The 16,814-nt window shown below is 59.2% G+C and carries 14 protein-coding genes; 7 read left to right on the top strand and 7 right to left on the bottom strand.

The genetic code is table 11. The annotated features are described in order from the left end of the window. The first annotated feature begins 183 nt into the window (after positions 1-183). Positions 184-1,092: a hypothetical protein gene (locus AC13QE_RS05655; protein WP_488482948.1), complete on the top strand. Its 909-nt coding sequence runs from the start codon at positions 184-186 to the stop codon at positions 1,090-1,092. Here AC13QE_RS05655 and AC13QE_RS05650 read toward each other — a convergent pair. Then, positions 1,067-1,519: a GatB/YqeY domain-containing protein gene (locus AC13QE_RS05650; RefSeq protein ID WP_488482947.1), complete on the bottom strand. Its 453-nt coding sequence runs from the start codon at positions 1,517-1,519 to the stop codon at positions 1,067-1,069. The two genes, AC13QE_RS05655 and AC13QE_RS05650, sit on opposite strands and share 26 nt — an antisense overlap. Before the next feature lie 300 nt (positions 1,520-1,819). Here AC13QE_RS05650 and carA point away from each other — a divergent pair, with 300 nt between their 5' ends. Next, complete coding sequence (carA, locus tag AC13QE_RS05645; protein WP_488483330.1) at positions 1,820-3,028, top strand: glutamine-hydrolyzing carbamoyl-phosphate synthase small subunit; 1,209 nt, start codon at positions 1,820-1,822, stop codon at positions 3,026-3,028. 178 nt (positions 3,029-3,206) lie between these two features. On the opposite strand, the gene AC13QE_RS05640 is transcribed toward carA, so the two are convergent. The 4 genes from AC13QE_RS05640 to AC13QE_RS05625 form a co-directional block, all read right to left on the bottom strand. Next, complete coding sequence (locus AC13QE_RS05640) at positions 3,207-3,779, bottom strand: EVE domain-containing protein (RefSeq protein WP_488482946.1); 573 nt, start codon at positions 3,777-3,779, stop codon at positions 3,207-3,209. 92 nt (positions 3,780-3,871) lie between these two features. Further along, positions 3,872-5,272: an MATE family efflux transporter gene (locus AC13QE_RS05635; RefSeq protein ID WP_488482945.1), complete on the bottom strand. Its 1,401-nt coding sequence runs from the start codon at positions 5,270-5,272 to the stop codon at positions 3,872-3,874. 148 nt (positions 5,273-5,420) lie between these two features. Further along, positions 5,421-6,677, bottom strand: a complete 1,257-nt coding sequence (locus AC13QE_RS05630) for a TCR/Tet family MFS transporter (RefSeq protein WP_488482944.1) — start codon at positions 6,675-6,677, stop codon at positions 5,421-5,423. Positions 6,678-6,837: 160 nt separating this feature from the next. After that, positions 6,838-7,749 carry a LysR family transcriptional regulator gene (locus AC13QE_RS05625; RefSeq protein WP_488482943.1) on the bottom strand — a complete coding sequence of 304 codons (912 nt, stop codon included), beginning with the start codon at positions 7,747-7,749 and terminating at the stop codon, positions 6,838-6,840. A 123-nt stretch (positions 7,750-7,872) separates the two neighbouring features. On the opposite strand from AC13QE_RS05625, the gene AC13QE_RS05620 reads away from it, so the two are divergent. Continuing rightward, complete coding sequence (locus AC13QE_RS05620) at positions 7,873-8,865, top strand: aldo/keto reductase (RefSeq protein ID WP_488482942.1); 993 nt, start codon at positions 7,873-7,875, stop codon at positions 8,863-8,865. A 50-nt stretch (positions 8,866-8,915) separates the two neighbouring features. Here the strand turns inward: AC13QE_RS05620 and ypfJ are convergent, their stop codons facing one another. Both ypfJ and AC13QE_RS05610 read right to left on the bottom strand, forming a co-directional pair. Next, positions 8,916-9,836: a KPN_02809 family neutral zinc metallopeptidase gene (gene ypfJ / locus AC13QE_RS05615; protein ID WP_132717112.1), complete on the bottom strand. Its 921-nt coding sequence runs from the start codon at positions 9,834-9,836 to the stop codon at positions 8,916-8,918. 93 nt (positions 9,837-9,929) lie between these two features. Then, positions 9,930-10,421, bottom strand: a complete 492-nt coding sequence (locus AC13QE_RS05610) for a DUF2306 domain-containing protein (RefSeq protein ID WP_488482941.1) — start codon at positions 10,419-10,421, stop codon at positions 9,930-9,932. Between the two features lie 86 nt (positions 10,422-10,507). On the opposite strand from AC13QE_RS05610, the gene AC13QE_RS05605 reads away from it, so the two are divergent. The 4 genes from AC13QE_RS05605 (at position 10,508) to AC13QE_RS05590 (ending at position 16,805) form a co-directional block, all read left to right on the top strand. Further along, complete coding sequence (locus tag AC13QE_RS05605) at positions 10,508-11,332, top strand: LytTR family DNA-binding domain-containing protein (protein WP_488482940.1); 825 nt, start codon at positions 10,508-10,510, stop codon at positions 11,330-11,332. 171 nt (positions 11,333-11,503) lie between these two features. Further along, on the top strand, positions 11,504-14,989 hold the full coding sequence (carB, locus tag AC13QE_RS05600) for a carbamoyl-phosphate synthase large subunit (protein WP_488482939.1): 3,486 nt from the start codon (positions 11,504-11,506) through the stop codon (positions 14,987-14,989). 253 nt (positions 14,990-15,242) lie between these two features. Continuing rightward, complete coding sequence (gene greA, locus AC13QE_RS05595) at positions 15,243-15,719, top strand: transcription elongation factor GreA (protein ID WP_015340574.1); 477 nt, start codon at positions 15,243-15,245, stop codon at positions 15,717-15,719. 6 nt (positions 15,720-15,725) lie between these two features. After that, positions 15,726-16,805, top strand: a complete 1,080-nt coding sequence (locus tag AC13QE_RS05590; RefSeq protein ID WP_488482938.1) for a glycosyltransferase family 4 protein — start codon at positions 15,726-15,728, stop codon at positions 16,803-16,805. Positions 16,806-16,814 lie beyond the last annotated feature (9 nt).

Here is a 16,814-nt window from a genome sequence, read left to right as displayed (position 1 = left end):
CCATCCCCAATTCACGACGGCGCGAGCATCCCGCACATGCTGCGGAACATCTTTGGTTCCTCGCCGCGAGTATCTTGACGCAACGATATCGATCGATATCCTTTATTATCTACGTATATGCGATCTTATTAATTATCTCGTCAGACAATTTGAAACTTAGTTCAGTTGATCGGAGACGATTGCATGTCTTTCTCTACAAAGGAACTTACACAAAACCCGAATTTTTTCCCAGAAATCCTCGATTATACACGAGAGATTTTATCAACTTATGATCGGAATCAGCGCGTATGCTCAGTCTTTGCTTCACAGCAGCGCTGGCTGATGGCACTTGCGGGCTTCGCCCTCTATTGTGGCGGCATTGACGGGGAACCGCCCGGTATCCATGCCAATCGTTTCGCCAACTATATTGTCGAGCATGAAATCGCCAGCCACAACACTGCGCTTAGCTTTATTCAGGAGATGCTTGCTCTCGATTTTCTGCGCTACCTGCCCATAGCCAATGATCGGCGCGCTCGGCCGATGCAGCCGACGGAAGAGGCCGCAAAGCAGCTTGCCCTATGGCTGAGCATCCATCTTTCCGTGCTGGATCGATTGGATGGCGGCAAGCGTAACGCCTCATTTGGCAAAAAACCGGAACTTATCGCCCTGCTGCAGCCCACGATCTCGGTTGGCATCATCGAAAGCGACGAGCTGCGCAATCCGGGAGAAACCTTCGACCTGTTTACCTGGGCAAACTCGGGCGGCATCATCATGGATTATCTGATCTCCCGCATCGGGACGATCAACACCGCGACTAAAAAAGCGATTATTGGGCCGGTGGCCTTTACCGATATCTGCAACCGATTTCTGATCTCCAGAACAAACGCAAAGCGACTTATGAACAAAGCCATAAAGATGCAAAGCGTTGGGTGGACAGGATCGCCGGGGCGGAGCCAGCTTTGGCTCTCGAGCGCCTTCATCGAGGAGTATTGCAACTATCAGGCGGGGAAACTCGCCATGATAGATGCCGCCTGGCAAAGCACCCTCGGCACGCGGCCGCTCCGCATGCCGAGCGCGAAACAGAATTTTACTTCAGCAGCTCCTTCAAGATAGACGAGGCCTTGGCAAAATCCATCTGACCGGCATAGCGCTCGCGCAGGGCGGCCACGCACTTGCCCATATCCTTCAAGCCCTGCGCGCCAAGTTCCGCGACAACCGCAACGCAGATCTCGCGGACCTTCTCTTCGGAAAGCTGCTCCGGCATGAAACCCTGGATGACTGCGATTTCCCCGCGCTCCTTGTCAGCCAACTCCGGACGCCCGCCCTCGATGTAGATCTTCACCGATTCCTCGCGCTGCTTGATCATCTTGGCGAGCAGCTGCAGAATCTCGTCGTCGCTCGCCTGTTCCTTGGCGAGACCGCGATTGGCGATGTCCTTGTCCTTGATGGCTGCAAGGATGAGACGGACGGTCGAAAGCCTCGCCGTGTCCTTGGCCTTCATGGCATCCTTCTGGGCGTTGGAAAGGGTTTCGCGGATCATGTCTTTAACTCCTTGAAGCAGGCCGGCGACGATCGCCCCGGCCACTTATGTCATGTTGCTGTCTCTTAAACCAACAGTGTCGATCAACGCAATTGCGCCCGAGAGCCCGAATTCCTTGACGGGAAAGCAAACCGCGCATTGACCGGCTCGCCTTGTTTAGCTATGTCCATCACCTGCACATAAGATCGATAGGAAGATCTCAAGCCGCGACCTCGGTCGACGGCTGCACCTTGCTACAAACATGGCGGAACCGCCGGTCTCTTCAAGGCCGCGCCCGACGCCGGAAACGGGATGACGACTATGACCGCCACAGCCCCATGGACCACTGAAAAGCCGACTGCCCTCCTCGTTCTCGCGGATGGTACTGTGATCGAAGGCAAGGGTATCGGCGCGACCGGCAAGGTCCAAGCCGAAGTCTGCTTCAACACGGCGCTCACGGGTTACGAGGAGATCCTGACCGACCCCTCCTATCTTGGCCAGATCGTCACCTTCACCTTCCCCCATATCGGCAATGTCGGCACCAACGATGAAGACATTGAAGACCTGACGCCAGCCGCCCGTCACGGCGCTGTCGGCGTCATCTTCAAGGCCGATATCACCGACCCCTCGAACTACCGCGCCGCCAAACACCTCGACCAATGGCTGAAGGCGCGCGGCATCATCGGGCTCTGCGGCATCGACACGCGTGCGCTGACCGCCTGGATCCGCGAGAACGGCATGCCGAACGGCGTGATCGCTCACAATCCGAACGGCGTCTTCGATATCGAGCAGCTGAAGGCGGACGCCAAGGCCTGGAGCGGACTTGAAGGTCTTGATCTCGCCAAGGTCGCCTCTTCCGGCCAGTCCTCGCAATGGTCGCAGACACCCTGGGTCTGGAACGAAGGCTATGGCGAACTCGGCGCCGATGACGCCAAGTACCATGTCGTCTGCCTCGATTACGGCGTCAAGCGCAACATCCTGCGCCTTTTCGCCGGCCTCGATTGCAAGGTCACGGTCCTGCCGGCGACGGCTTCCACGAATGACGTGCTCGGTCTCAAGCCGGATGGCATCTTTCTCTCGAACGGCCCCGGTGACCCGGCAGCGACCGGCGAATATGCCGTGCCCGTCATCAAGGATCTACTGAAGACCGAAATCCCGCTCTTCGGTATCTGCCTCGGCCATCAGATGCTTGGCCTCGCCCTCGGCGCCAAGACCGCGAAGATGCATCAGGGCCATCACGGTGCCAACCATCCGGTCAAGGACCATACGACCGGCAAGGTCGAGATCGTCTCGATGAACCACGGCTTCGCAGTCGACTCGAAGTCGCTGCCCGAAGGCGTTGAGGAGACTCATATTTCGCTCTTCGATGGCAGCAATTGCGGTCTTCGCGTTTCCGGCAAGCCGGTCTTCTCCGTGCAGCATCACCCGGAAGCATCGCCCGGCCCACAGGACAGCCACTATCTTTTCCGCCGCTTTATCAACCTGGTGCGCGAGAAGAAGGGCGAAACGGCCCTCGCCGAACGCGCCTGATAGAACCGACCACCCAATCGCATGAGAAAAGCCCCGGATTGAGATCAATCCGGGGCTTTCTCTTTGTGCGTCAACTTGGGAGGGCTTTCGTCACATCAGTATTGCTTTATTGCAGGCCTAGAGCAGTTCCAGCAAAAGTGCGAAGCGTTTTCGCGATTCGAAGAAAAGCGGAAATGCTCTACGCCTGCATGCGGCGCTGCTTCACCACCTCAAGCTCGCTCATCAAGATTTCCTCGAGGAACTCGAAGTCTGATTGCCCAAATTCAACGAGGCCGAATCTCAGCTTGTAACCCCAATTCTTGTCCTGGGTGAAATCAAGCCAGCCCAGGAGAGGACGGAGCGGCTGTTCAGGCGCGTCCAGCCAGTCCACATCCCTGCGATAGGCTTTTCCGCGGCCCATCTCGCCAAGATAGGGCTCGCCTTCACGGACAAAGCCGATGGCGGTGAAGCTCTGAAAGCCGTCCCTCTCGCCCATTTTGACGGAGGGCGAATAGTAGATGATGCCATCGCCCGGCTTGATCCGCATTAAAGGGGCTCGCTTGCCATGATTTACCTGCATGAAACCATGCCGGCGCCCGATACGCACATGCTCGGCACTCGCTACTGCCAACCAATAGGATTTCTGCTCCGGCTCCTGCCGCCGGGATGAGGTGTTGGCGTGGGGCAGAAGGCGTACAGCCGCCCCCTGATTGATCTGGCCTTCCCGCGGGAAAAGCGCTGCATCACTATGATTGCTTGCCTTGAACATCATGGTCGTCTCCCGTCTCTGGTATGAAACAGTTATAGACGATCATGCTGTCAATTTTTGTCAGTAGTCTCGCGGTGCGAAGATGGCTGCCGCTATCAAGCGGCGGCAGCCTTTTGCGTCCGCACAAGAAGGTAGAACCGGGCGCAAAGCATCGCCGCTGCTGAAGCAAGGCCGAGCAGGAAGCCGAACCAGATACCGATGCCGCCGAAGCTGAGCGGAAACGCCAGCAACCAGGCAAGAAAGAAGCCGATCGGCCAATAGGCGATCAGCGCCATGATCATCGGCACGCGCGCGTCCTTCAGCCCGCGCAGCAAGCCGCTCGCAATCGCCTGCAGCCCATCGACGAGCTGGAATAGGCCGGCGACGACAATCAGCGGTGCGGCGAAGGCAAGCACCTGCGGCGCCTCGGCCGAATGGACGTCAAGGAACCAGCTTGCCAGCCAGGATGGCACGGTTGCAAACAGGATGCTGCCGCAAAGCGCGATACAGCACGAAACGACGAGCACGACGATGGCCGCACGCTTGAGACCGAGATGATCGCCCTGACCGTGGGCGACACCGACGCGCACCGTCGCTGCCTGGCTGAGGCCCAGCGGGATCATGAAGGCGATGGACGCCCACTGCAAAGCGATGCCGTGCGCAGCAAGCTCGATGGTGCCGATCTGGCCCATCAGCAGCGATGCTGCCGTGAATAGGCTGACCTCAGCCAGAACCGTTACGCCGATTGGGAAACCAAGCCGGATGACATCCCATAAAGCATGCCAGTCGGGCCGCCAGAATCGCACAAAGATCTCGTAGCGCCGTGTTTCCTGGTGGGCTTGCACGTAACCAACGATGAAGAGCAAACCGGCGGTCTGCACGGCGACAGAAACAATGGCCGCACCATGCAGACCCATAGCCGGCAGGCCGAAATGACCGAGCACCAGAATATAGGCCAGCACGGCATTCATCACCAACATGGCGATAGTCACCTTGAGGATGATGCCGGCACGGCCGATAGCGCTCACCAACGCTCGGATGACATTGTAGAGCAGCCCCGGCAACACGGCGAAGTGGCCGATGTCGATATAGCCGCTCGCCAATTTCGCGACATCGGGCTTCTGCCCCGCAGCGAGCAAAATCTCCTCGGAATAGAAGAAAGCCGGCTGCGCCAGCAGCCAATAAGCCGTTACGACCCATAGGCCCATACGAAGCGCACGGCGCACCGAGGTAACGTCGCCTCTGCCATAGGCTTGCGCCACCAGCGGCATGACCGCGATGGAAAAACCCGAACCGAAAACTAGGATCGTGAACAGAAACTGCGCGGAAAGCACCATTGCAGCCAGCTGCTCGGCACCGAGCCGGCCGACGATCATGACATCAGTGGTGTTGATCCCGAGCTGCGCCAATTGCGCACCGATCAGCGGAATGCCCAGCGCAAGCGTTGCGCGCACATGTGCTGACCACGAATTATCATTGTCATGCGCGTAAGGGCGCGCAGGTGCCGGCATATCCATAGCGAAGACTCGATCTTTAGAGTCGCGCAAACCGTCCTACCCAAGGGTGCGCGAGCCTGCCGCATTAACGCAACCTAGGTTAAAAAGCCAGCAGACAAGTCGATAATGCTAAAGAATTCATCAGAACATCAAAATATCTGATGATATTTTAGGCCGCTTCGCCCGCCTGCGACTGGGATACCGCTTTCGGCTCGGTCTTGCGGACTTTCGCCACGAGCACGACAAGGCCGGCAACCACCAGGATTGCGCTCATGATGAAGGGCGCACCCGCAAAAACGACGGGTGCGGTTGGCGCGGTATAATACTCGAAAAGATACGGAAACAGCACCGGCCCAATGATGGCGGTTATACTCGTCAGGCTGCCGAGCACTCCCTGCAATTCGCCTTGTGCGGAAGGCGGAACCTTGCTGGCTGCAATGGAACGAAGCGGCGCATCCGCGACATTTTCAATGACAGTCAGGACGATAACTGCGTAAACCATCCAACCTTGCCATGAAAAGGCGTAGCCGATCAGGCCGAGACCGGAAAACACCATTCCGAGCACTGCGGTCTTCCACTCGCCGAGCACAGGCACCAGCCGTGGCAATACGAGACCCATGGCGATGGCGGCACCTATCCCATAGACAGCGAGCGAGAAGCCGATCTGCCCCTCGCTCCAGTCATAGCGATAGGAGGTGACGAAAGCCCAGACCGCCGGGTAAACGCCATGCGCCAGCCAGTTCAGGAACATCACGACACAGACCCAGCCGATACCTTGGTAGCGGCGCATGTGCTTCAGCGCGCCGAACGGATTGGCGCGCGTGATCTCGAAGGGCCGGCGGTGTTTCGCGTCGAGCGTTTCCGGCAGCAGGAAATAGGCGCCGACGAAATTCAGGAACGCGAGAGCCGCCGCGCCATAGAAGGGCACGCGGGGACCGAACTCGCCCAGAAAGCCCCCGATGACGGGGCCAAGCACAAAGCCGACACCGAAAGCCATGCCGATCAGGCCGAAATTCTTCGCGCGGTTCTCGTCATTGCTGATATCGGCGATATAGGCGGAGCAGGTCGAGAAACTTGCGCCGCTGATGCCGGCGAGGATGCGGCCGACAAACAGCATCCAGTATGAGCCGGCAATCGCACAGATGAAATTGTCGATCGCGAAGGTCAGCACCGAGGCTAATAGCAGCGGCCGACGGCCATAGCGATCGCTCAGATTGCCGATCAGGGGTGAAAACAGAAACTGCATGCCGGCATAGGCCAGCAACAGCCAGCCGCCCTCGGTCGCCGCCGTGCTGACCGAGGCACCCGTCAACTCCTCAAGATATTTCGGCATCACCGGCATGATGATCGCGATACCGATGACGTCGAGGAAGAGGATAAGGAAGACGAGGAACAGGCCTCGACGGGCGAATTTCTGATCGATCATGGAGATGCCTTCTGGCGGCTCCGCCTCGATGAAAGAGACAGAACGTGAACGAAAAACCGGTGCGTTCCCCATACATAAAGATTTTGGCGGAAACAATACGTGAACGCTTCAATCCTATTGATTTATCGAACGCTTTTTTTGATCCTTGGCACAAAAGCGACTATCTGTCGCGACCGCGCCGCTGTTCTCGATTGAGAAAGTCGATGAAGGCTCTGAGTGGTGTCGGCATATGGCGTCTGCTGGCATAATAGAGAAACGGGCCGGAAAAAACCGTGTCCCATTCTTCCAAAATCGGCATCAATTCTCCGCTGGCAATCTGCGGCGCGAGGAATTCTTTGAATGTTCTGATAATGCCCAATCCAGCCACCGCCGCGCTGCGCTCTATGTCGATCGAATTCGTCGCAACGACCATTGGTGGCGTAATGAAGATCGTCTCGCCCTTCCTTTCGAACTCCCATGGCAAAGCAGATCCGCTCAGGAAGCGATGACGAATACAGCGATGCTCGAGTATATCGCGCGGATGTTGCGGCGTGCTGTTTGCAGCCAGATAGGCCGGCGCCGCGGCTGTGATATAATGCTGTTGCCGAGGCCCGATCGGTACGGCGATCATATCCTTTTCCAGCCGCTCGTCATAGCGAATCCCGGCATCGTAACCGGCCGCCACAACATCGATGAAACTGTCTTCAGCGACGATTTCGACCGAGATCGCGGGATATTCCTTCAGAAAGCGGCTGATGATGTCGGGCATGACCACGATGGCAGCAACGGTCGGCACATTCAGCCGCAAAGTCCCGCCGATGCTGTCGCGAAAGCTGTTGATATCGTCGAGCGCCGCAGAGATCTCGCTCATGGCGGGCGTCAGCCGCTCCATCAGCCGCTCTCCCGCCTCCGTCGGCGTTACGCTTCGGGTCGTGCGATTGAGCAGACGGACCGTTAGCCGTTCCTCCAGCCGCCGGACCGCTTCGCTTAATGACGAGGCGGAAACGCCGCGCTTGCGTGCCGCTTCACGAAAGCTGCGCTCGCGGGCAACCGCAGTAAAGGCAACCAGGTCTGCCAGTGGCAAGTCATCCATTGTGCGAAATTCCAAACGACCTGTTTCGATTTACCGGGATTATCGCACAGAGAGCAGCGGAGTAAAACATCATCACAGAGACCTCTGGAAAAGAGGGTGCACCTTCGACCAAGGAGAGTAACGATGGAAAAACATCAACTGGGAAGAACCGGACCGCAGGTATCCACGCTTGGCCTCGGCTGCATGGGCATGTCTGGCATGTATGGGCCGTCCGATCGCGCTGAAAGCATCGCTACCATACATGCCGCGCTCGATGCCGGGATCAACCTGCTCGATACCGGTGATTTCTACGGCATGGGCCACAATGAGATGTTGATCGGCGAAGCCATCAAGGGGTTGAAGCGGGACGATTTCCTGCTGAGCGTCAAGTTCGGCGCGCTGCGCGATCCCGCCGGAGCATGGCTCGGCTACGATGCCCGGCCGGCGGCGATCCGGAATTTCGTCGCCTATTCGCTGCAGCGGCTCGGCGTCGATCACATCGATATCTACCGCCCTGCCCGCCTCGACCCGAACGTGCCGATTGAAGATCAGATCGGCGCGATATCGGATCTCATCAAGGCAGGCTACATCAGGCATATCGGCCTGTCGGAAGTCGGCGCCGACACCATCCGCCGCGCCGCCGCCGTCCATCCGATCGTCGACCTGCAGATCGAATATTCGTTGATCTCGCGCGGCATCGAGGACAAGATCCTGCCGACCTGCCGTGAACTCGGCATCGGCGTTACTGCCTACGGCGTACTTTCGCGCGGCCTCATCAGCGGCCACTGGCAGAAGGATAATGCCAAAAAGGGCGACTTCCGCACGATAAGCCCGCGCTTTCAGGCTGGAAACGTCGAAAAGAATCTTGAGCTCGTGGAAGCTTTACGGGAGATCGCCGAGACGAAGGGCGCGACCGTCGCCCAGATCGCGATTGCCTGGGTCGCAGCCAAGGGCAAGGACATCGTCCCGGTCATCGGCGCCCGTCGCCGCGACCGCTTGACGGAAGCCCTGGGAGCGCTCACGGTTGAATTGTCGCAAGCCGATATGGCCGTGATCGAACGCGCGATCCCGAAAGATGCCGCTGCCGGTGGCCGCTACCCCGAAGCGCAGCTGACGCATCTCGACAGCGAGAAATAACTCGAAAGGCTTGCCCGCTCGCCGGTATCCCGGGGGGCGGGCAAGCAGGATCAGACCGGATTGTTCAGCGTATCGCAATCCGAGAGCTTGCCGGAATCGAAACCCTGCTTAAACCACTTCACGCGTTGCGCCGACGTGCCGTGGTTAAAGCTATCGGGAACAATGTAACCTTGCGTGCGCTTCTGCAGCGTGTCATCGCCGATCTGCTGCGCCGCGTTCAGCGCCTCTTCGAGATCACCGGCCTGCAGGATGCCCTTCTGCTGGGTGAACTTGCCCCAGATACCGGCAAAGCAATCCGCCTGCAGTTCGATGCGCACCGACATCTTGTTGGCGTCCACTTCGCTCATGTTACGGCGTGCCTGATTGAATTTCGGCAGAATTCCGAGCAGGTCCTGCACATGGTGGCCGACTTCATGCGCGATCACATAGGCCTGCGCGAAATCGCCGGATGCGCCGAACTGATCCTTCATCTGCTGGAAGAAGGCCATGTCGAGATAGACCTTCTGATCACTCGGGCAATAGAAGGGGCCGGTCGCCGCCGAAGCCTGACCGCAAGCCGAAGGGAAGCTGCCGGAAAACAGCACGAGCTTCGGATCCGTATAGGTCTGGCCCATCGATTTGAAGATGCCGGTCCAAGTGTCTTCCGTATCGGCAAGCACGGTCGCAACGAACTGCTTCATCTCGTCATTGGCCGGCTGCCCGCCGCTACTACTGTTGGAAGTGCTCTGCTGATATCCGGAGCCGCCGCCCTCCAGCATGCCGCTTTGCTGCAGCAGACCGATGACATCGACGCCCATGGCCCTCAGGATCAGGAAGATCACGATAAGGACGATAATGGTGCGGAAGCTCAAACCGCCGCCGCCAATCCCTCCGCCCGGAAATCGAAAGCCGCCGCCACCGCCGCCGCTCATGGGCGATGAGCCGCGTTCGTCCTCAATATTGTCGGATTGCCGACGCCCCTTCCAATCCATAGTGCACCTCCTGGCGATGCCTAAAATCAAAGTCCCTTGAGGTATTTATATATCCAGGAAGTGTAACAAAGCCAGTTGGCTATCGACAGAACATTAGCTTAAACGCCGCCGCCGCCATATTTCTTTGGACATGGGCCATAAAAGCGCGATCGCTATACCTGCTGCGACCAGAAACGGCGCTATTTCATCGCCATCGAAGGCCACCTTGCTCATGATCCGCCCCGGAAAAAAGGTAAAAGCTCCGGCACCCACGATGCCACCGAAGTAAAGGCCTCTGACGATGCGCTTATGCGCGTCGATATCATGTTTGCGGGCATTGGCGATCGCTCCCCAGCAACCGAAGAGAACGAAAAGGGAGAGCAGATGGATCGGGCTGAAGCCGTAAAACATGTTGATCTGATGAATGAAGAAGCTCGAGAGCGCTGTGACGGCCATCAGAGTCAGCCATATCTTGCCGAGCACCCGGTGTATCGGCGTCCCCTTCGGCCTTGCGAGAAGATAGGCCCCCAGCAAAGCGGCCGGGACGACCGCCGCGACGTGGATCTGAATCGCGATTGGTGCATCAAGAAGCGGCTCGAACGTCATGATTTCTATCCGGTTGAGTTTATCGAGCCTTTCCGTGATAGTGTCGTTCTCTCAACCGAAATTGCGCGAAAGAACGAGACATCTTCGTGGATCACACCTTTCTGCAGTCCACGCTTCGTGAATTGCAGGTCATCCAGCGTTCACCGCGCTTCTGGGCGACCTTCGTCACGATCGTCCTGATCTTTGCCCTGACCGGACCGTACGGCACTCTTGACCGGCTGATGCCGGGAGCAAGACTGGGCTACTGGCTTGCGCTGCATGCCATGGCGTGGTCGATCGCGATCGTTTTCTCCATCATCGCCGAAATCTTGCTGCGCGGGCAAATAGCAAGCATGTTCGCAAGAATGATGATCGGCTCCGTCGCCGCCGCATTGCCGATCGGCTTCGGCATCGCGCTCATCGACTTTGCATTCTTCGGCGCAATGCCCACGGTAGCCGGCAGCCTGCATCAGTCCATCGGATCCATACCCCTCTGCGCCCTCTTCTGCATTCTCTCCTATATGACCATGCATCGGCAGATAGCGATCGCAGCCGCAGGAACAGATCTCGCGGACGCGAAGACGATATCCGCCTCCGCACCTGAGATTCGACCGGGAATACCGCAGCCGCCAATTCTCTCGCGCCTGAAACCGGAAAACCGTGGAGCGCTGATAAGGCTCACCGTTCGCGACCACTACACGGAGGTCGTGACGACACGTGGCCGCGAACTCATCCTGCTGCGCTTCAGCGATGCCCTGTTGGAAATCGGCAATACCGAGGGTATCCGCCTGCACCGATCGCACTGGGTCGCCGCGGATCATGTTGCCGGCCTCAAACGCGACAACGGCAAGCTTTTCGTCCTCGCACGCGACGGAATGGAGATGCCCGTCAGCCGCTCTTACGCGGAAGCCGTTCGGCGTCGTTTCGGCTGATGGCTGCAAAGTCTGCAGAATTCATGTCGATTCCGCCATTTATGGGGTTCCGTTTGCAAATACATTTGCCTATAAGCCGCTTCTAGCCTGAAAATATTGCCCATGCGCCCCCGGCCGGTGATCTCCCACCCTGGCCGGCTTTTGGCGCAACGAAAAAACGGATGAGAGCCCATGCCGAAGCGCCAAGATATCAAATCGATCCTCATTATCGGCGCAGGACCGATTGTTATCGGACAGGCTTGCGAATTCGACTATTCGGGCACGCAGGCCTGTAAAGCACTCAGAGAGGAAGGCTACCGCGTCATCCTCGTCAACTCCAATCCGGCAACGATCATGACCGATCCGGGCCTGGCGGATGCGACCTATGTCGAACCGATCACGCCTGAAGTTGTCGCCAAGATCATCGCCAAGGAGCGTCCGGACGCGCTGCTGCCGACCATGGGCGGCCAGACCGCACTCAATACCGCGCTGTCGCTGAAGCGCATGGGCGTGCTTGACCGCTACAATGTCGAGATGATCGGCGCGAAGCCCGCCGCCATCGACATGGCCGAAGACCGTGCCCTCTTCCGCGAAGCCATGGCCCGCATCGGCCTCGAAACCCCACGCTCGATGCTGGCAAACGCCACAGACATCAAGGATGCTGACCGCAAGACCCACGAAGCCGAGCGCAGCAAGCTGAAGGCATCGCTGTCTGGCTCCGAACTCGACAAGGCACTCGACGAACTGGAAAACCAGTGGAACCTCGGCGAGAGCGACCGCAAGCAGCGCTATATGAGCCACGCCATGGCGATTGCCGCCCAGGCGCTCGACCATGTCGGCCTGCCCGCCATCATCCGCCCGTCCTTCACGCTTGGCGGCACCGGCGGCGGCATCGCCTACAACCGTTCGGAATTCTTCGAAATCGTCGGCGGCGGCCTCGATGCCTCGCCGACCACGGAAGTGCTGATCGAAGAATCGGTGCTCGGCTGGAAGGAATTCGAGATGGAAGTGGTCCGCGACACGGCGGACAACTGCATCATCATCTGCTCGATCGAAAACATCGACCCGATGGGCGTTCATACCGGCGACTCGATCACCGTCGCCCCAGCTCTGACGCTGACGGACAAAGAATACCAGATCATGCGTAACGCCTCGATCGCGGTCCTGCGCGAGATCGGCGTCGAAACCGGCGGCTCGAACGTACAGTTTGCCGTCAATCCGAAGGACGGCCGCCTGGTCGTCATCGAGATGAACCCGCGTGTGTCGCGCTCCTCCGCGCTGGCCTCGAAGGCAACCGGCTTCCCGATCGCCAAGATCGCAGCCAAGCTCGCCGTTGGCTACACCCTGGACGAACTCGAAAACGACATCACCGGCGGCGCGACGCCCGCCTCCTTCGAACCGTCGATCGACTACGTCGTCACCAAGATCCCGCGCTTCGCCTTTGAAAAATTCCCCGGCGCATCCCCGGTTCTGACGACCGCGATGAAGTCGGTCGGCGAAGTCATGGCGATTGGCCGTACCTTCGCGGAATCGCTGCAGAAGGCGTTGCGCGGCCTCGAAACTGGCCTCACAGGTCTGGACGAGATCGAAATCCCCGGCACGGAGGAAGGCGAAGGCAGCCGCAACGCCATCCGCGCCGCCATCGGCACGCCGACGCCCGATCGCCTGCGCATGGTCGCCCAGGCGCTGCGCTTGGGGCTCAGCGTCGAAGAAGTGCATGAAGGCTGCAAGATCGACCCCTGGTTCCTTGAGCAGCTGAAGAACATCGTCGACATGGAAAGCCGCATTCGTGAGCACGGCCTGCCGCAGGATGCCGCCAATCTGCGCATGCTGAAGGCCATGGGCTTCTCCGACGCGCGTCTCGCGACCTTGACCGGCAAGCGCCCGAAGGAAGTGGCGGAATTCCGCAATTCGCTGAACGTGCGCCCGGTCTTCAAGCGCATCGATACCTGTGCCGCCGAATTCGCCTCGCCGACGGCCTACATGTACTCGACCTATGAAACGCCCTTCGTCGGCGCTGCCCGCTCCGAGGCCCAGGTTTCCGACCGCAAGAAGGTCGTCATCCTCGGCGGTGGCCCGAACCGTATCGGCCAGGGCATCGAATTCGATTATTGCTGCTGCCATGCCGCCTTCGCGCTGAAGGATGCCGGTTATGAAGCCATCATGATCAACTGCAACCCGGAAACGGTTTCGACCGACTACGACACGTCGGATCGTCTCTATTTCGAGCCGCTGACGGCCGAAGATGTCATCGAGATCTTGCGTGCAGAGCAGGAAAAGGGCGAAGTCGTTGGCGTTATCGTCCAGTTCGGCGGCCAAACCCCGCTGAAGCTCGCCGAAGCGCTGGAAAAGAACGGCATTCCGATCCTCGGCACTGCGCCTGATGCGATCGACCTTGCCGAAGATCGTGACCGCTTCCAGAAGCTCCTGATGAAGCTTGATCTCAACCAGCCGAATAACGGCATTGCCTACTCCGTCGAACAGGCACGCCTCGTCGCCTCCGAAATCGGCTTCCCGCTGGTCGTACGCCCATCCTACGTTCTTGGCGGCCGCGCCATGCAGATCCTCCATTCGGAAGGCCAGCTGCAGGGCTACCTGCTCGACACGGTTCCGGAACTGGTGCCGGAAGACATCAAGCAGCGTTATCCGAACGACAAGACCGGCCAGATCAATACGCTGCTCGGCAAGAACCCGCTGCTGTTCGACAGCTATCTGACGAACGCCATCGAAGTCGACGTCGATTGCCTCTCCGACGGCACCGACGTCTACATTGCCGGCATCATGGAGCATATCGAAGAGGCCGGCATTCATTCGGGCGACTCCGCCTGCTCGCTGCCGCCTCGCACGCTTTCTCCTGCGATGATCGACGAGTTGGAGCGCCAGGCGAAAGCCATGGCCAAGGCTCTGAATGTCGGCGGCCTGATGAACGTTCAGTTCGCCATCAAGGACGACACCGTCTACGTGCTCGAAGTCAACCCGCGCGCCTCGCGCACCGTGCCCTTCGTCGCCAAGACCATCGGCGCGCCGATCGCCAAGATCGCTGCCCGCGTCATGGCCGGCGAAAAGCTGGATGCGACCTTTGCCGCCTACGGCGAAAAACCCGATCCGCGCAAGCTGAAGCATATCGCCGTCAAGGAAGCAGTCTTCCCCTTCGCCCGCTTCCCCGGCGTCGATACCCTGCTCGGGCCGGAAATGCGCTCGACCGGCGAAGTCATCGGCCTCGACACCGATTTCGCGCTGGCCTTCGCCAAGTCGCAGCTCGGCGCCGGCGTGGAGCTGCCGCGTGACGGGGCGGTCTTCGTCTCGGTTCGCGACGACGACAAGCCACGCGTGCTGCCGGCGATCCGCATGCTGGCCGAACAGGGCTTCAAGGTGCTGGCAACCGGCGGAACCCAGCGCTACCTAGCCGAAAACGGCATCGAAGCGACGAAGATCAACAAGGTGCTTGAGGGACGTCCGCATATCGAGGACGCGATCCGCAACCGTCAGGTCCAGCTCGTCATCAACACGACCGACAGCAACAAGGCGATCTCGGACTCGAAGTCGCTGCGCCGCGCGACGCTGATGCAGAAGGTGCCCTATTACACCACCATGGCCGGTGCCGAAGCAGCCGCCATGGCGATCAAGGCACTGAAGGCCGGAAACCTCGAAGTTCAGCCGCTGCAGAGCTATTTCTGAAGCAGCTGATTCGATAATAAGGAGCGTGAGCAGGATAGCCGGCTCACGTTCGTTGCGGCCCCGCCAGCCGATCGAATGGTCAGGGAGCTTCAACAGGACCTTTCCCTAAACCTTCGAATTTTCTGGCTTTCGTCTGTCGCAATCTGCTATAGGTGGGAGAATAATGGCTCTGGATGGTTCCGAAGTACCCCTTCGGGACCTGTTTTCTTTTGTGTCTGCAGCAGAGCAACACAGGGAGTGAAGGACAAGAAAAATGGTTGAAAAGGTACCGATGACGCAGAACGGGTTCGTCAAGCTGCAGGAAGAACTGCGCTGGCGTCAGCAGGAAGAGCGCCCGCGAATCATCGAAGCAATTGCAGAAGCGCGCGCCCATGGCGATCTCTCTGAAAATGCCGAGTACCATGCAGCCAAGGAAGCCCAGAGCCACAATGAAGGCCGCATCAGCGAACTCGAAGACCTGACGGCGCGCGCCGAAGTCATCGATCTCACCAAGATGTCCGGCTCGAAGATCAAGTTCGGCGCAAAGGTCAAGCTGGTCGACGAAGACACAGAAGAAGAGAAGATCTACCAGATCGTCGGCGACCAGGAAGCCGACGTGAAGGCAGGCCGCATCTCCATCTCCTCCCCGATCGCCCGCGCCCTGATCGGCAAGGAAGTCGGCGATTCCATCGAGGTCAATGCACCCGGCGGCGCCAAGGGCTACGAAATTCTCTCCATCACTTGGGGCTGATCGCCCGTGCGCGATCGCGAGACAGCGCATGCGAGCGATCTCCGTGAGATCGAAATCATAGCAACGAATTTCAAACGCCGGCTTTCCGGCGTTACGTCTACGATCGTGCAACTGATCCCCAAGCAGGTCGAGCTCGGCTATCATATCGCCACACTCGGCCCCGGCCTGCCGGAGAACCTGCCAAGGCTCGGTTGGCTACGCCTGCCCGGTCTGTGGATGAAGCCGCGCCGCTATCGCGTCCGCATTTGGCATGCCCGCCGCAACAACGAAATGCTGGTGGGCTTGCTGCTGCGCTCCGTTCTGCGCATGCCCCTTAAGCTCGTCTTTACCTCGGCCGCCCAGCGCCGCCACACCGGCTATACGCGCTGGCTGATCCGCCGCATGGATGCCGTGATCGCCACCAGCACCCGCTCGGGCAGCTTTCTCGAAGTGCCGCACACCGTCATCCAGCACGGCGTCGACCTCAACAGCTTCCATCCGCCGGAAAAGCCCGATGACCGCATGGCCGCAACCGGCCTGCCCGGCACCTATCTGATCGGCTGCTTCGGCCGCGTCCGCCATCAGAAGGGCACGGATCTCTTCGTCAAGGCGATGATCGAGCTGTTGCCGCGCTATCTGGACTGGACAGCCGTCGTCTGCGGCCGCGTGACATCAGAACATCGCGGCTTTGGCGAGCAGTTGCAAAAGATGGTGGCGGATGCAGGCCTCACCGATCGCATCCGCTTCATGGGCGAAGTCGACGATATCAAGCCTTGGTATCGCCGCGCCACCCTCTATGTCGCCCCTTCCCGCAACGAAGGTTTCGGTCTGACGCCGCTGGAAGCCATGGCCTCTCGCACCGCCGTCGTCGCCTCGGATGCCGGCGCCTATGCCGAAATGATCGTGCCGGGCGAAACCGGCGCCGTGGTGCCGGCGGGCGATGGCGAAGCTCTCACCAGAGCGATCGCCTTCTATCTGGCCAATCCGGAGGAAACCCTTCGCCAGGGAGAAAATGCCGTGCGCCATGTGCGCAGCGAATTCGCCCTGGAAAAGGAAGCGACCGCCATCGGCGACGTATACAAGCGGCTGCTGGTCGCCAACAGGTGAGCGGATCGA

The sequence above is a fragment of the Martinezella sp. CNPSo 3957 genome (assembly GCF_057784395.1).
The sequence above is the reverse complement of the archived record's forward strand: the minus strand, read 5'-3'. Positions and strand labels throughout refer to the sequence as shown.